The sequence below is a fragment of the Streptomyces sp. NPDC058464 genome, from assembly GCF_042721035.1.
In the GTDB taxonomy this organism is placed as follows: domain Bacteria; phylum Actinomycetota; class Actinomycetes; order Streptomycetales; family Streptomycetaceae; genus Streptomyces.
In genome coordinates, this window is sequence record NZ_JBHXMA010000002.1 from 354,167 (window position 1) to 368,856 (window position 14,690).

12 protein-coding genes are annotated in these 14,690 nt (G+C 71.1%); 8 read left to right on the forward strand and 4 right to left on the reverse strand.

All coding sequences use genetic code 11. The annotated features are described in order from the left end of the window. Positions 1–66: 66 nt before the first annotated feature. Together greA and ACFWPQ_RS04620 are read right to left on the reverse strand one after the other, a co-directional pair. Complete coding sequence (gene greA, locus ACFWPQ_RS04615) at positions 67–567, reverse strand: transcription elongation factor GreA (RefSeq protein WP_089099139.1); 501 nt, start codon at positions 565–567, stop codon at positions 67–69. A gap of 167 nt (positions 568–734) precedes the next feature. Further along, positions 735–1,133 carry a DUF4307 domain-containing protein gene (locus tag ACFWPQ_RS04620; protein ID WP_384029878.1) on the reverse strand — a complete coding sequence of 133 codons (399 nt, stop codon included), beginning with the start codon at positions 1,131–1,133 and terminating at the stop codon, positions 735–737. 105 nt (positions 1,134–1,238) lie between these two features. On the opposite strand from ACFWPQ_RS04620, the gene mca reads away from it, so the two are divergent. Next, a complete protein-coding gene (gene mca / locus ACFWPQ_RS04625) occupies positions 1,239–2,120 on the forward strand; it encodes a mycothiol conjugate amidase Mca (RefSeq protein WP_384029880.1) in 882 nt (293 codons plus the stop codon). A 1-nt stretch (position 2,121) separates the two neighbouring features. Then, entirely contained in the window at positions 2,122–2,343 is a 222-nt protein-coding gene (locus ACFWPQ_RS04630; protein ID WP_384029882.1) for a hypothetical protein, read from the forward strand. A 32-nt stretch (positions 2,344–2,375) separates the two neighbouring features. Here ACFWPQ_RS04630 and ACFWPQ_RS04635 read toward each other — a convergent pair whose 3' ends face one another. Beyond that, entirely contained in the window at positions 2,376–5,576 is a 3,201-nt protein-coding gene (locus ACFWPQ_RS04635; protein ID WP_384029884.1) for a tetratricopeptide repeat protein, read from the reverse strand. A gap of 384 nt (positions 5,577–5,960) precedes the next feature. On the opposite strand from ACFWPQ_RS04635, the gene ACFWPQ_RS04640 reads away from it, so the two are divergent. Further along, complete coding sequence (locus ACFWPQ_RS04640; RefSeq protein WP_384029886.1) at positions 5,961–6,227, forward strand: heavy metal-binding domain-containing protein; 267 nt, start codon at positions 5,961–5,963, stop codon at positions 6,225–6,227. A 28-nt stretch (positions 6,228–6,255) separates the two neighbouring features. Here ACFWPQ_RS04640 and ACFWPQ_RS04645 read toward each other — a convergent pair whose 3' ends face one another. Next, positions 6,256–6,660, reverse strand: coding sequence for a hypothetical protein (locus tag ACFWPQ_RS04645; RefSeq protein ID WP_361303564.1), 405 nt, complete (start codon positions 6,658–6,660; stop codon positions 6,256–6,258). 231 nt (positions 6,661–6,891) lie between these two features. On the opposite strand from ACFWPQ_RS04645, the gene ACFWPQ_RS04650 reads away from it, so the two are divergent. The 5 genes from ACFWPQ_RS04650 to ACFWPQ_RS04670 all read left to right on the forward strand — a co-directional run bounded on the left by ACFWPQ_RS04650 (position 6,892) and on the right by ACFWPQ_RS04670 (position 14,588). Further along, positions 6,892–7,581 carry an ArsR/SmtB family transcription factor gene (locus ACFWPQ_RS04650; protein ID WP_384029888.1) on the forward strand — a complete coding sequence of 230 codons (690 nt, stop codon included), beginning with the start codon at positions 6,892–6,894 and terminating at the stop codon, positions 7,579–7,581. Further along, positions 7,562–9,601 carry a thioredoxin domain-containing protein gene (locus ACFWPQ_RS04655; RefSeq protein WP_384029890.1) on the forward strand — a complete coding sequence of 680 codons (2,040 nt, stop codon included), beginning with the start codon at positions 7,562–7,564 and terminating at the stop codon, positions 9,599–9,601. The genes ACFWPQ_RS04650 and ACFWPQ_RS04655 overlap by 20 nt, the downstream gene beginning before the upstream one ends. 355 nt (positions 9,602–9,956) lie before the next feature. Then, positions 9,957–11,249, forward strand: coding sequence for a glycosyltransferase family 2 protein (locus ACFWPQ_RS04660; RefSeq protein ID WP_384029892.1), 1,293 nt, complete (start codon positions 9,957–9,959; stop codon positions 11,247–11,249). A 4-nt stretch (positions 11,250–11,253) separates the two neighbouring features. Continuing rightward, positions 11,254–13,209, forward strand: coding sequence for a right-handed parallel beta-helix repeat-containing protein (locus tag ACFWPQ_RS04665; RefSeq protein WP_384029894.1), 1,956 nt, complete (start codon positions 11,254–11,256; stop codon positions 13,207–13,209). Next, the gene (locus ACFWPQ_RS04670) at positions 13,206–14,588 is read left to right on the forward strand and encodes a right-handed parallel beta-helix repeat-containing protein (protein WP_384029896.1); all 1,383 of its coding nucleotides are present in this window, start codon (positions 13,206–13,208) and stop codon (positions 14,586–14,588) included. The genes ACFWPQ_RS04665 and ACFWPQ_RS04670 overlap by 4 nt, the downstream gene beginning before the upstream one ends. Positions 14,589–14,690 lie beyond the last annotated feature (102 nt).

The following is a 14,690-nucleotide window of genomic DNA, read 5'->3' on the forward strand; positions in this document are numbered from 1 at the left end:
GCCTGACGCGCGGCACGGCAGAGCCCCCGGCATCCCGCGGACGCCGGGGGCCTGTGCTTGTCCGTGTCAGCCCGAGTAGGGCTCGGCCTTGAGGATCTTCACCGAGGCCTTCTTGCCGTTCGGCAGCTCGTACTCCGCGTTCTCGCCCACCTTGTGGCCGATCACCCCGGTGCCCAGGGGCGACTGCGGGGAGTAGGTCTCGATGTCGGCGCTGGCGTACTCGCGGGAGGCGAGGAGGAAGGTCATGGTGTCGTCCTCGTCACCGTCGAAGGCGATGGTCACCACCATGCCGGGCGCGACGGCGCCGTCCGCGGACGCCGGGGCCTCGCCGACCTTGGCGGTCTCCAGGAGCTGGGTCAGCTGGCGCACCCGGAGCTCCTGCTTGCCCTGCTCCTCCTTGGCCGCGTGGTACCCGCCGTTCTCGCGCAGGTCGCCCTCCTCGCGCGCGGCCGCGATCTTGGCGACGACTTCAGCGCGCGCGGGACCAGACAGGTACTCCAGCTCGGCCTTGAGCTGGTTGTACGCCTCCTGGGTCAGCCAGGTGACGTTCTCGCTGGTCTGGGTCACAGGTGCTCCTCGTAGGTACTGGGATACAAAGCATCGCCCTACCCAGAAGCATGTTCCTTCACGGAAGGGCGAAACCACGAGCCTAACAATTCAACGGCGGAAGGGGGAGGACATAAGCCATCAGAATTACGTCAACGCAGGTCAGCGCCTACGTATTGTGGCTGACGTCAGTCGGCGTGGCAGCCGAGCAGCTCCGCCGTGGTGCCCCGGGCCGTCGTACGGAGCGTGACCACCCTGTCGATCTCGGACGCGGAACCGGTGAAGCGGAAGTCCGCCCGGCCCACCTCGGAGCCGTCCGCCGCCTGGGAGCGCAGCGTGCAGTAGCCGGAGGCACCGGAGTCCTTGTGGACCTCCAGATGTACCTTGACCGCGTTGTCCGAGGCGTCGAAGGCGACGACCTGGGCGCTGATCTTGTTCTGCACGACGTAGTGGTAGGCCCAGTAGCCGACCAGGACCAGCAGCAGTGCGCCGAGGACCGCACCGGCGACCTTGAGTCTGCGGTCGGCGCGCTCGTCCGAGGAAGTGCCGTAACGGCCCTCGGGCAGGCGCGTGCTCGCGGTACTCATGATCGTCCTCCGGACCCCGGAATTATTCGCCCCCCGATTCGGTCACTATAGAAGCCGCCGATTGCCCCCGAGCTACCGGGGCGCCGACTTACCAAGGATTGAGTCTTGACTGACCAGCTGCGACTGATGGCCGTCCACGCCCACCCCGACGACGAGTCGAGCAAGGGCGCGGCCACCATGGCGAAGTACGTGTCCGAGGGGGTGGACGTGCTGGTCGTGACCTGCACGGGCGGGGAGCGCGGCTCCATCCTCAATCCCAAGCTGCAGGGCGACAAGTACATCGAGGAGCACATCCACGAGGTACGCAAGAAGGAGATGGACGAGGCCCGCGAGATCCTCGGCGTCAAGCAGGAGTGGCTCGGCTTCGTCGACTCCGGTCTGCCCGAGGGCGACCCGCTGCCGCCGCTGCCCGAGGGCTGCTTCGCCCTGGAGGACGTCGACAAGGCGGCCGGTGAGCTGGTCCGCAAGATCCGCGCGTTCCGCCCGCAGGCGATCACCACCTACGACGAGAACGGCGGCTACCCGCACCCCGACCACATCATGACCCACAAGATCACGATGGTGGCCTTCGAGGGCGCCGCGGACGCCGAGAAGTACCCCGAGGCCGAGTTCGGGCCGGTCTTCCAGCCGCAGAAGCTGTACTACAACCAGGGCTTCAACCGCCCGCGCACCGAGGCCCTGCACAACGCCATGCTGGAGCGCGGCCTGGAGTCGCCGTACGGGGACTGGCTGAAGCGGTGGAACGAGTTCGAGCGCACCGAACGCACCCTGACCACGCACATCCCGTGCGCGGACTTCTTCGAGATCCGTGACAAGGCGCTGATCGCGCACGCCACGCAGATCGATCCGGACGGCGGCTGGTTCAAGGTGCCGATGGACCTCCAGAAGGAGGTCTGGCCGACCGAGGAGTACGAGCTCGCGAAGTCCCTCGTCGATACTTCCCTCCCCGAGGACGACCTCTTTGCGGGCATCCGCGACAATGCCTGACATGAGCGCAAGCCTGGCACTGACGCACCTCGTCCCCCTCGCCAAGGAGGTCGACGAGAACAAGGTCACCCCCGGAGTCCTCGGCTTCATCGTCTTCGCGGTGATGGCCGTGGCCGTCTGGGGCCTGATGAAGTCCATGAACAAGCACATGCAGAAGGTCGACTTCAAGGAGTCCGCCCCGGGCGGGGCGGACTCCGCGGCGCCGGCCGACCGCAAGGGCTGACCGCGAAGGCCGACCGCAGGGGCTGACCGGCGTCACGCCGCGGCCGGCACCGGCACGCCCATCACCTCGCGGGCGTGCCGGCTGGGCACCATGCCCAGACGCCACGCCTGCCAGCCCGACTCCAGGTGCACCCCGCGCTCCAGGAGCAGCCCGTACGCCGTGACGTACTCGGCCAGCTTCTCGTCGCGCAGCGGATGGGCCGTGCGGGCCAGCTGGGCCAGGTCCTCCTGGGCGACGGCGGTGCCCACCTCCACACCGCCGGGCGCGGCGTAGGGGAGCAGGGTGCAGCGCAGGAAGCGGGCCCAGTCCTCACCGCGCCGGTCGTCGTACGACGTGAACAGGGCGATTGCCTCGTCGCACAGCGCGAGGGCCTGCTGGGTGCGGGTGTTGCCGGCGTCGACGACGGCCAGCTCCAGACAGGTCCAGGCCTCGCCGTGGACGACACCGATGCGCTGGAAGTCGGCGCGGGCGTCGACGAGGAGCTGGCGGGCGAAGCCCGAGTTGCGCAGTGAGCCGGTCTGGGCCGCCCGCTGGTCGCGGGTGACGCGGGCCGAGTGGTGGCGGGCGCAGGCCAGGCCGTACACGTCCCGCATCCGGGAGAACATCGTGCGCGAGCGCTCCAGCTCGCGGACCGCCAGGTCGAGGTTGCCGGTCTCCTCCAGGGCCTGGCCCAGGTAGTAGACCGTCCAGGCCTCGCCGCGCGCGTCCTCGTTCTCGCGGTGCCGGGACGCCGCCTGACGGAGGCCGTCGACCGCCGGGGACGGGTCGCCGTCCACCAGTCGGGCCCGGGCCAGCTGGGTCAGCGCCCAGGCCTCGCCACGGGCGTCGCGGGTACGGCCGTAGCGGTCCAGCGCGGCCCGCAGCTCCCGCTCCGCCCGCGGTACGTCGCCCATGCGCAGCGCCAGCTGGCCGAGCTGGAAGTGCGCCCAGGCCTCGCCGTGCACCGAACCGCCCTCCCGGTGCAGGACGAGCGAGCGGGTGAGCAGGTCGAGGGCCTCCGACAGCCGGGCACGGTCGCGCTGCACCGCCGCCAGCGCGTGCATCGTCCACGCCCGGTCGGTGGCCAGCTCGGGCGGAGCCTGCAGGTCCAGGGCCTCCTGGAGCTTGGCCGCCGCCTCGGTGAGGTGGCCCTGGTGGTGCAGGGTGATCCCGAGCGAGCACAGCGCACGGGCCGCGCCGGCGTCGTGATGCGCCTCCAGGTAGAGGTCGACGACGGAGGTGAGGGTGGTGCGGGCCTTGTCCAGCTCGCCCAGCTGACGGGCCGCGATACCGGTACGCCACTGCACCGAGCGGACAAGGAGCCCCTGGTCGACCGCTTGCGCCAGCTCGCTGATCTCACCGAGCCGGTAGAGGTCGCCGCGCAGCAGGCAGTAGTCGCACAGCGCGCCCAGCAGGTTCTGCACGGCCGCCTGGTCGACGCCCTCCGCGTGCCGCAGGGCCGCCGTGATGAAGCTCGACTCGTCGTCCAGCCAGCGCAGCGCCTCGTCGAGCGAGGTGAAGCCGTGCGGGCTGAACCGGTCCGAGCGGGTCGACATGTTCCCGTCGACCAGGCGCAGCACCGAGTCGGCGAGCTCCGCGTAGTTCACGATCAGCCGCTGCTGAGCCGCCGTGCGGTCGGCCGGGGTCTCCTCGTCCAGGAGACGGGACTGGGCGAAGGAGCGGACCAGGTCGTGCAGGCGGTACCGGCTGCCGCGGACATGGTCGATCAGACCGGCCTGGGCGAGCGTGACCAGGTGACGGGTCGCCTCCGCCTCGTCCGCGCCCAGCAGCGCCGCCGCGGCCGCCACCCCCAGCGAGGCCCGGCCCGCCAGCGCCAGCCTTCTCAGCAGCCGGCGCCCGGTCTCCGACTGGTCGGTGTACCGCAGCCACAGCACCCGCTCCACCGGCCCGACCGGACCGTACGCGCCCAGGTCGGTGGCGAGCTGGAGCGGCGAACGCGAGCCCAGCGACGAACCCGCCACCCGCAGCGCCAGCGGCAGCCCGCCGCACAACTCCCGGATCCGGTCCGCGGACTGCGCGTCGTACGGCCCCGACGCGTCCTGGGCCGCCGCGTCCAGCAGCTCCTCCGCGCCGGCCGCGTCCAGCGCCGTGACCGGCAGCCGGTGCACCCAGGCCGGCAGGTCGGCGGGGAGGTCGAGCTGGTTTCGGGCGGTGACCAGGACCAGGCTGTCGGAACGCTCCGGCACCAGCGTGCGCACCTGCTCGGGGTCCGAGGCGTCGTCCAGCACGATCGTCACCGGAAGACCCGTCAGGTGCTGGTGGTACAGCTCGCTCAGCCGCTTGACCTGCTGGTCGGCGGAGGAACGCTCACGGAACAGCAGCTGCTCACGCGGGGCGCCCAGCCGGTTGAGCAGATGCAGCAGGGCGTCCCGCGTGGACAGCGGCGGCTCCTCCTGGCTGGCGCCCCGCAGATCCACCACGACCGCACCCCGGAAGAGGTCCCTCAGCTCGTGGGTGGCCCGGACCGCGAGGGCGGTACGGCCGGAGCCCGGCTCCCCGTGCAGCACCACGACCGTCGGACGGGTCTCCGTGGCCGCCCGCGCCGCCTGCGCCCACTGCCGGATCCGTGCCAGCTCCTGCTGCCGGCCGGCGAACGGGCCGTCCGGAGCCGGCAGTTGACCGAACGACTGCTGCAGCACCGTACGCCGGCGGGCCGCCGCGCTCTTGTCCGCGCCGCGCAGCCCGGGACCCTGCTTCTTCGGCCCCGTGGAGGCGCTGAGCACCCGCTGCTGATCGAGGAACGGCCGGATGCCCCGCACTTCCAGCGCGGTCAGCCACTGCAGCCGCAACTGCTCGGGACCGCCGGGCTGACCGGCCGCGCCGGCGTGGTGGTGAGCGGCCGGCAGATGCGAACCGGCGACCTTGACGACCGTGGCGGCCGCACCGATCACCCCTACGGCCACGCCCGCGCCCAGGGCCGTGGCCGCCCCGGTGCCCAGGGAGAGGTCGGCGACGGTGGCGGCGACCGCCGCGACGGCCGCGACCAGCAGGGGAGTTCCGGAGCCTTCCTTGGCGTAGCGGCGGCCGAAGCTCGGCCGGCCCGCCTCCGTCTCGTCGAGGGCGAGGGTGTACGCCGTGTACTCCTCGGCGGCCGTCCGCTCCATCTCCTCCAGCCCGCCGCGCGCGCGGGACAGCAGCACCTGTCCGTCGACGCGGCCGCCCGAACGGCGGACCTCCTCCTCCACGGCCCGCACCAGCAGCCGATCGGCTTCCGCCCGATGGGCGTCCCGCATGTCCCGTCCCCCTCCAGCGGCAACTCCTTTGTCTACAAGTGTCCTTGCGAAGGGTCGCGATGGCGAGGGGGCGGCGATCAGGCGATCGGTGAGGGTTCGGTGGTGGTCCCCTCGTGCACCGGAGGTCTTCGCGTCGGCGCGCGGACCGCAGCGGGACTCCGGCTCCCTCGGCCGACGACACGACCCCGGACGACACGACCCTGGACGACACGACCCTGGACGACATGACCCTCGACGACATGACCCGCACAGAGCGAGGGAATACCCGTCGCGGAAGTCGGCGGGCGCGGACCGTCGGGAGCGCGGCCCGGCCGAGGCTTCGACGGGTTCTCCGACCGCCTCACGACCGCATCCGCCCGGCACTCGGATCGAGGACGGTGACGTATGGCACAGAACGGGCCCGGACCCGGGCGGCAGATCCAGCTCTACACGACGGACACCCTTCCACTGGCCGGGTATCGCATCGTCCGCGCCTGGTTCGTCTGGATGAGGAGGAACGAGATGGAGGAAGCCCTGAACGCGCTGGCCCGCAACGCCGTGATCGAAGGCGCGGACGCGGTCATCGGGGTCCGCCTCGCGGTGAGCCCTGCCTCGGGCTTCTCGGACGCCTACGTCCTCTACGGCACCGCCGTGAAGATCGAGCGGGAATGACGGCGTCCGGATCGGCGACGGCGACGAACTACCGGGCGGCCCCGCCGGGGTGCGCGGACATCCGCCCCCACCCCTTCGACAGAGCCAGGTACACGCAGGCCGCCGCCAGCCCCGCCTCCGCCACGGCGCTCGCCAGCGCCTCCAGCAGCTCCGTGCCCACCGCCGACGTCGTTATGTCGAACCACGCGTCCAGGACCGCGACCGATGCCGTCGCCGACGCGGTGAGGCGGGCGCGCGCATCGCCCCGCAACCCCAGCACGGCCGTCGCCGCGCAGCCCGCCGCCATCAGGACGTCCAGCCCGATCCAGGCCACCGCCCAGTTGTGGACCTCGGTCTTGGTGGGCAGCGTCAGCGCCAGCACCACCATCCACGGCACGAGCAGCACGGCGGACGATCCGAGAAGGATCAGTGCCCACCGCTTCAGCCGCCTCATCCGCTTCGTCCTTCGGGTCCGCATCGCCGTTAAACGGTTGAACACCTGATCCCCCTCGCCTTGTTCCGGATCCGTGGCTGTGGAACCTGTGAATCGCCCGGCTCCTCCGCCATGCCCCCACGCTAGATCGCAGAGAAAATTCTGCAAAGAAAATTCGGCAGACATCGGGGAAGGGTCGGGGATCGTCAGGGACGTCTCAGGGTTCCTGGGGGCCGGGGTTACCGTGGCCGCATGACCGACGGCACACCCCGGACGGCCGGAGCACCCGAGTCCGCCGCCCCCGCCGAGACACCCGCCGCCCCCGCCGAGACACCCGCCGCGCACGCCGAGCCGCCCGCCGCCCACGCCGAGATGACCAGCCTGGAGCGCACCGCCCTCTACAAGTCCCTCGGCAACCCCCTGCGCCGCCGGATCCTCGACTACCTCGGCCGGCACGGCGAGGCCAACTCCACCGTGCTCGCCCGCGAGCTCGGGGAGAGCTCCGGCACCACCAGCTACCACCTGCGCAAACTCGCCGAGCAGAAGCTCATCGAGGAGATCCCGGAGAAGTCGGGCGGCCGGGAGCGCTGGTGGCGGAGCCTGCCCTTCAGCCACACCACACCCGACCCGGCCACCATGACGGCCGAGGAGTACACGGCGGCCGAGCACCTCGCCCTCCTCAAGATCGAGGTCGACACCAGGCTCTTCCGCCGCGCCCACGAGGAGTACCGCGGCCCGCAGGGCTGGGCCCAGGTACAGCGCACCGGTACCTGGATGACGAAGAGCGACCTCCACGACTTCGTACGCGCCTACCGCGAACTGCTCGACCGCTACGGACACTCCGAGGACGCCGTTCCCGAAGGGGCGCGCCGGGTGAATCTGCGCTTCTACGCGGCTCCCGAGGCCGTGGGAGAGTGGGAGGGTGAACCGACTGGCCCATGAGACGTCCCCGTACCTTCTCCAGCACGCCGACAACCCCGTCGACTGGTGGCCCTGGTCGGCCGAAGCCTTCGAGGCTGCGCGGACCGCGAACAAGCCCGTGCTGCTGAGCGTCGGGTACAGCTCCTGCCACTGGTGCCATGTGATGGCCCACGAGTCCTTCGAGGACGAGGCAACCGCCGGCTACCTCAACGAGCACTTCGTCAACATCAAGGTCGACCGCGAGGAGCGGCCGGACGTCGACGCCGTCTACATGGAGGCCGTGCAGGCCGCCACCGGGCAGGGTGGCTGGCCCATGACCGTGTTTCTCACTCCGGACGCCGAACCCTTCTACTTCGGCACGTACTTCCCGCCCGCCCCCCGCCACGGGATGCCCTCGTTCCGGCAGGTGCTGGAGGGGGTCCGGGCCGCCTGGGCCGACCGGCGGGAGGAGGTCGCCGAGGTCGCCGGGAAGATCGTCCGTGATCTGGCCCAGCGGGAGCTCGGGCACCAGGGCGGCCGGCCGCCCGGTGAGGGGGAGCTCGCCCAGGCGCTGCTCGGGCTCACCCGCGAGTACGACCCGCAGCGCGGCGGGTTCGGCGGTGCCCCCAAGTTCCCGCCGTCCATGGTCATCGAGTTCCTGCTGCGGCACCACGCCCGGACCGGTTCCGAGGGCGCGCTGCAGATGGCCGTGGACACCTGTGAGCGGATGGCCCGCGGCGGCCTCTACGACCAGCTCGGCGGCGGCTTCGCCCGTTACTCCGTCGACCGCGACTGGGTCGTGCCGCACTTCGAGAAGATGCTGTACGACAACGCCCTGCTGTGCCGGGTGTACGCCCACCTGTGGCGGGCCACCGGGTCCGAGCTGGCCCGCCGGGTCGCCCTGGAGACCGCCGACTTCATGGTCCGCGAACTGCGCACCGCCGAGGGCGGGTTCGCCTCCGCGCTGGACGCCGACAGCGACGACGGGGGCGGGCGGCACGTCGAGGGTGCGTACTACGTGTGGACGCCCGCACAGCTGCGCGAGGTCCTGGGCGAGGAGGACGCGGACCTGGCCGCCCAGTACTTCGGGGTCACCGCGGAGGGCACCTTCGAGCACGGCCAGTCGGTTCTGCAACTCCCGCAGCAGGAGGGTGTGTTCGACGCCGCGCGGGTCGAGGCCGTCAAGCGGCGGCTGCTGGCCGCACGGGCCGACCGCCCGGCTCCGGGCCGTGACGACAAGGTCGTCGCCGCCTGGAACGGCCTCGCCGTCGCCGCACTCGCCGAGACCGGTGCCTACTTCGACCGCCCCGACCTGGTCGAGGCCGCCGTCGGCGCCGCCGATCTCCTCGTACGGCTCCATCTCGACGACCACGCGCGGATCGCCCGCACCAGCAAGGACGGCAGGGTCGGCGCCAACGCCGGCGTGCTGGAGGACTACGGCGACGTCGCCGAGGGCTTCCTCGCGCTCGCCTCCGTGACCGGCGAGGGCGTCTGGCTGGAGTTCGCCGGGCTCCTCCTCGGCCATGTCCTGGCCCGCTTCACCGACCAGGAGAGCCCGGAGAGCGGCGCCCTCTACGACACGGCCGCCGACGCAGAGCAGCTGATCCGCCGGCCGCAGGACCCGACCGACAACGCCACGCCCTCCGGCTGGACCGCCGCGGCCGGCGCCCTGCTCGGCTATGCGGCCCACACCGGGTCCGAACCTCATCGCACCGCCGCGGAAAGGGCGTTGGGGATCGTCGGCACGCTCGGACCGCGCGTGCCGCGCTTCATCGGGTGGGGGCTCGCGGTCGCCGAGGCGCTGCTCGACGGTCCGCGCGAGGTGGCGATCGTGGGTCCGGCTGCGGGGGATGCCGGCGCGACCGTCCTGCATCGCACGGCGCTGCTGGGTACCGCGCCCGGTGCGGTCGTGGCTGTGGGGACTCAGGGGAGTGACGAGTTCCCGCTGCTCGCGGGGCGGCCGCTGGTCGGCGGGGAGGCGGCCGCGTACGTGTGCCGCAATTTCACGTGTGACGCGCCGACCACCGACCTGGAGCGGCTGCGGGCGGCACTCGGGGGCTGACGTTCTCCGAAGGATGTGGGCAGGTTGTCGGCTGCGGGCGCGTGGGGGCTGGTCGCGCAGTTCCCCGCGCCCCTACGGGGCGCCAGAACGCGCTTTCCGCTCGTTGCGTTGAAACATGCCATTTATCGGAAGAGTTCACGGTCTTCACAACACCCTCATAAGATCCAGCCCATGCCGTGACTGGTGTGACGCACCGTCACGGGTGGGGCGGGATGGGCGTGAAGACTCTGTGAGCGAAGTTTGTGCTCTGTGTGATCGCCGTTCACCCGGGAGCCCCTAGCATCGCTGGAGCAGTGCCCGGTTCTGTCTAATTTCGGGCCGTGGCAGTCGTGTTATGTGGGGGGAGAGCGCAACTTTGTCCGAGTTCTTCGACCAGGTCTGGTCGTGGATCGTCGAGGCTGTGGGGGAAACTTCGTGGCGGGAGCTGATGCCGCTGGGGCTTGCCGGACTGTTCGTCTGGGCGCTCTGGCTGTACCGGGCGGTGCTCTCGCGGTTCGCCAAGCCGGTCGTCAACAACTTCCGTACCAGTGTGTCCGTCGTGGTCCCGGCCTACCGGGAAGACCCCGAGATCCTGCTGGAGTGCCTGGAGACCTGGCTCGCCCAGGATCCGGCCGAGATCATCATCGTTCCTGACGTCGAGGACCACGAGGTACTGCACCGGCTGTCGCTGGTGGAGGACCCCCGGGTCCGGGTGCTCGCCTTCGAGCACAGGGGGAAACGTTCCGCCCTGGGGGTCGGCATACGCGCCGCCACCAGTGAGCTCCTCGTCCTGGTGGACTCCGACACCCGCTGGGAGCCGGGGCTGCTCGACGCCGTGCAGATGCCGTTCGAGGACCCGACGGTCGGCGGCGTGGGCACCCAGCAGAACGTCTACCAGCGCACCACCAGCGTCTGGCGCCGCATCGCCGACTGGCTGGTCAACCTCCGTTACTACGACTACGTCCCGGCCATGGGCCGGGCCGGTGCCGTGGCCTGCCTGTCCGGTCGTACCGCCGCCTACCGACGTGCCGCGGTGCTGCCGGTGCTGGAGAACCTGGAGAACGAGTTCTTCCTCGGCCGCCGCTGTGTGGCGGGCGACGACGGCCGGCTGACCTGGCTGGTGCTGGCCTCGGGCTACAAGACCGTGCACCAGTCCTCCGCGCGGGCCATCTCGATGTTCCCGTCGTCCTTCCGGGCCTTCGTGAAGCAGCGCGTCCGGTGGAGCCGCAACTCCTACCGGTGCTACCTCACCGCGCTCTACAAGGGTTGGCTGTGGCGGGTCCCGCTGGTCACCAAGATCACCGTGCTGCAGATCCTGCTGACTCCGGTCACCATGGGCATGGCCCTCGGCTACCTGCTGCTGAGCCGGCTGGACTTCAGCCCGCGCGGCATCGTCCTCACCCTGATCTGGCTGCTGCTGGGCCGGGCCGTCCGCGGCTACTCGCACCTGCGCAGGCACCCGCAGGAGATCTTCCTGCTGCCCCTGACGGCCCTCGTGGTCATCATGATCTCGCTGCCGATCAAGCTGTACGCCTTCGTCACCATGAACAAGCAGGGCTGGCTCACCCGCAGCAGCACCAGCATCGGGGGCGAGGGCCAGAGCGCCGCCACGCTCTCCGGATCCGCCGGCGGCCAGAGCCACTCCGCCCTCCAGCCCGAGGTGATCTGACGCCATGACCACCACCCCCCTCATGACGTATCGCAGGACGAAGAGAAGACCCGGCCCCGGCACCCGGCTGCGCCGGGCCGGTGCCAGAACGGCGGCCCTGCTGGGCGCCTTCGCGGTGGCGGCGACGCTGCTGCTGGGCAGCTCGGCCACGGCCCACGCCGACGGGGACGGCGACAAGAAGCAGAAACTGGCCGCCGAGGACGCGGAGACCCAGGCCGCGCTGGTCGCCGACGAGGACCACCGGCTCAACCAGGTACGGGCGTTCACCTCGGTGGCGCCCCTGCAGTCCACCAAGTGGACCGTGCCGTACCGGCTGGACACCGACAACGGGTACACCCTGGTACTCACCGATCGCAGCAACCCCTACACCATCGCCGACCTGCTGAAACTCGCCCCGCAGACCTTCGTGCGGCGCAAGGACGGCTCGTATCTGCTGACCGAGAACATCTACCTCAACGTCGGCGCCAAGCTGAAGCTGTCCAACCCGGGCGGCCTCACCCTGCGGATGGCCAGCAACCGCACCGGCTTCGTCTCCATCGTCTCCTTCGGCGGCGAACTGACCCTCCAGGGCACCTCCCAGGCGCCGCTCACCATCACCAGCTGGGACCCGCAGGCCAACAAGGCCGACAGCGACGTCCGGGACGGCCGCGCCTACATCCGCACCATCGGCGGCCAGTTCGAGATGACCCACGCCAAACTCGCGAACCTCGGGTTCTGGAGCGGCCGCACCGGCGGACTCAGCCTCACCGGCACCGACCGGCCGAACACCGGCTCGCTGGAGGACACCGGCCAGGTGCACGGCAAGACCGCGCGCGAACGGGCCGACCAGCAGGGCGACCAGAACGACCAGGACTCCACCAGCGGTGACATCACGGCCATGCCGTCGGGCGAACTGACCACTCCCGACGCCCGGTTCTCCACCGGTGGCCTCTCCTACGTCTCCGGGTCGATCACCCACTCGACCATCACCGGCAACGCCTTCGGGATCTTCATCTCCAGCGCGACCGGGATCGAGATCAGCGACACGACCGTGGCGAACAGCCTGGAGGACGGGGTGGTCATGCACCGGTTCGTCTCCAGCTCGCTCGTGCAGCGCACGGTCGCCAAGGACAACGGCGGCGACGGCTTCATCCTCTCCCGGGCCACCCAGCAGGTGCGGGTCAGCGGCTCCACCGCCGAGGGCAACGGCGGCAACGGCTACACGCTCAGCGGCAGGCCGCTCGCCGAGGGGCCCTCCGCCTCCGGGCAGGCCGTCGACAGCTACGGCTCCAACTCGGTCGCCAACAGCGTGGCCAAGGACAACGGCCGCTACGGCGTCGAGGTGCTCGGCGGTTTCGACGTCGGCGTGCAGAACAACCGCATCGAGGGCGGTGACATGGGCATCGTGGCCCGCCTCGCCGCGGACAAGGTCTCCATCACCGGCAACCGCCTGACCGGCCAGAACCGGCAGGGCATCTCGGTACGCGACGGCGTCACCGGTGCCACCGTCACCGGCAACATCATCGACGGGCCGGAAACCGGCGTGTACGTGCGCGACTCGGCCGCCGAGATACGCGGCAACACCGTCCAGGACGCCACCAACCACGGGGTCAGCCTGGTCGGCGGCGTGGACGGCACGACCGTCTCCTACAACGTGATCGGCGGGGTCGGCCCCAGCGCGCTGGACTCCAGCCGCTCGCACGGCGGTGCCGACATCAAGGAGAACCAGACCTTCGCCTGGTACGACACCAGCTCCTTCTGGGTCAAGGTCAAGCACTACGCGAGCCCGATGACCCTGCTGTGGACGGGCATCCTGCTCCTCATCCTGTTCTCGGCCGCCATGGGCCGGCGCAGGCGCCGGGCGAACGGGCGGGGCGCCGCCATCGTCCACCCGTACTCCGACAAGGCGCCGCTGCCGGCCCCGCCGCCGGACGAGATCGCCGTGGCGGGCCGCCGACGGGAGCCGGTGATGAGCGAATGAGCGACGACGCCCCGGCAGCACCGCCCGGTGACGGCGCTCCGGCCGGCAACGGGCCGGACCGCAACGGTCCGGGTGGCAACGGGCCGGCCGACAACGGGCCGGGCGACGGCAGGACGGGTGACGGCAGGCCGGGCGACGGCGGCGGCTCTGCGGCGGGTGAGCCCGCCGTGGAGCGGCTGCGCCGGATCTGGCTCTCCGGCGGGCCGCCGCTGTGGGTGGCCTCCGCCGCCCTGGTGATCTCGGTGGTGGCACTGATCGTGGCGGGCGTCTCCGCCGGCGACGACCGGCCCGTCGTGTACGGCGCCGGTCCCACCGCCGGCCCCACCATCCCGGTCGCCGAACCCACGGACGACGGGGACGACACCGGCGACCCCGGTGATCCCGGCGCCACGGCCTCCGACCCGGCACCGAGCGACACGACGGCCACCGACGGGCCGGCCACGCCCACCGCGACCGGCTCGGCCGCGGCCCTGTCCGCCGGGCCGGTGAAGTGCCCGGCCGCCACCGTCACCGTCAGCGACGCCAAGTCCCTGAAGGACGCGCTGGACCAGGCACAGCCCGGCGACGTCATCAAGATGGCGGACGGGGTCTACTCGGACCGCTTCACCGCCGCCACCCCCGGCACGGCGGACCGGCCGATCTTCCTGTGCGGCGGCCCCGGCGCGGTGATCGACGCCGGGGACGTCGACGGCGGCTACGCCTTCCACCTGGACGGCGCCAGCCACTGGCGGCTGATCGGCTTCACCGTGCGCAACGCCCAGAAGGGGGTCATGGCCGACCAGGTCCAGGGCACCGTCATCCAGGGCCTGACCGTCGAGAACATCGGCGACGAGGGCATCCACCTGCGCGACTTCAGCTCCGGCAACGTCGTCGAGGGCAACACCGTCCGCGCCACGGGCAAGCGCAAGGAGCAGTTCGGCGAGGGGATCTACGTCGGGTCCGCCGAGTCCAACTGGTGCACCGTCACCGACTGCAAGCCCGACAAGAGCGACGACAACGTGATCCGCGGCAACCACGTCAGCGACACCACCGCGGAGTCCGTCGACATCAAGGAGGGCACCACGGGGGGCTCTCTCGTCGGCAACACCTTCGACGGCGCCGACCTCAGCGGAGGTCACAACGACTCCTGGGTCGACGTCAAGGGCAATAACTGGCTGATCAAGGGCAACACCGGCCGTCACTCCCGTGAGGACGGCTTCCAGACCCACCAGATCCTCGACGGCTGGGGCACCGGAAACGTGTTCCAGGCCAACACCGCCCAGGTGGACGGCCCCGGCTACGGCTTCCACTTCGCGCCCGTCGAGAACAACAAGGTCACCTGCGACAACAAGGTCAGCGACGCGGCGAAGGGCCTCGCCAACGTCGCCTGCTCCTCCTGACGGCGAGGGGCCCGGTCCGCACCCGGGCCCCCGCGGCGCAGTCCCCTTCCTTCACCCACCTCACCCACGCGCGTCTTCGGCATGCGCGCTTTCCGCTCGGAC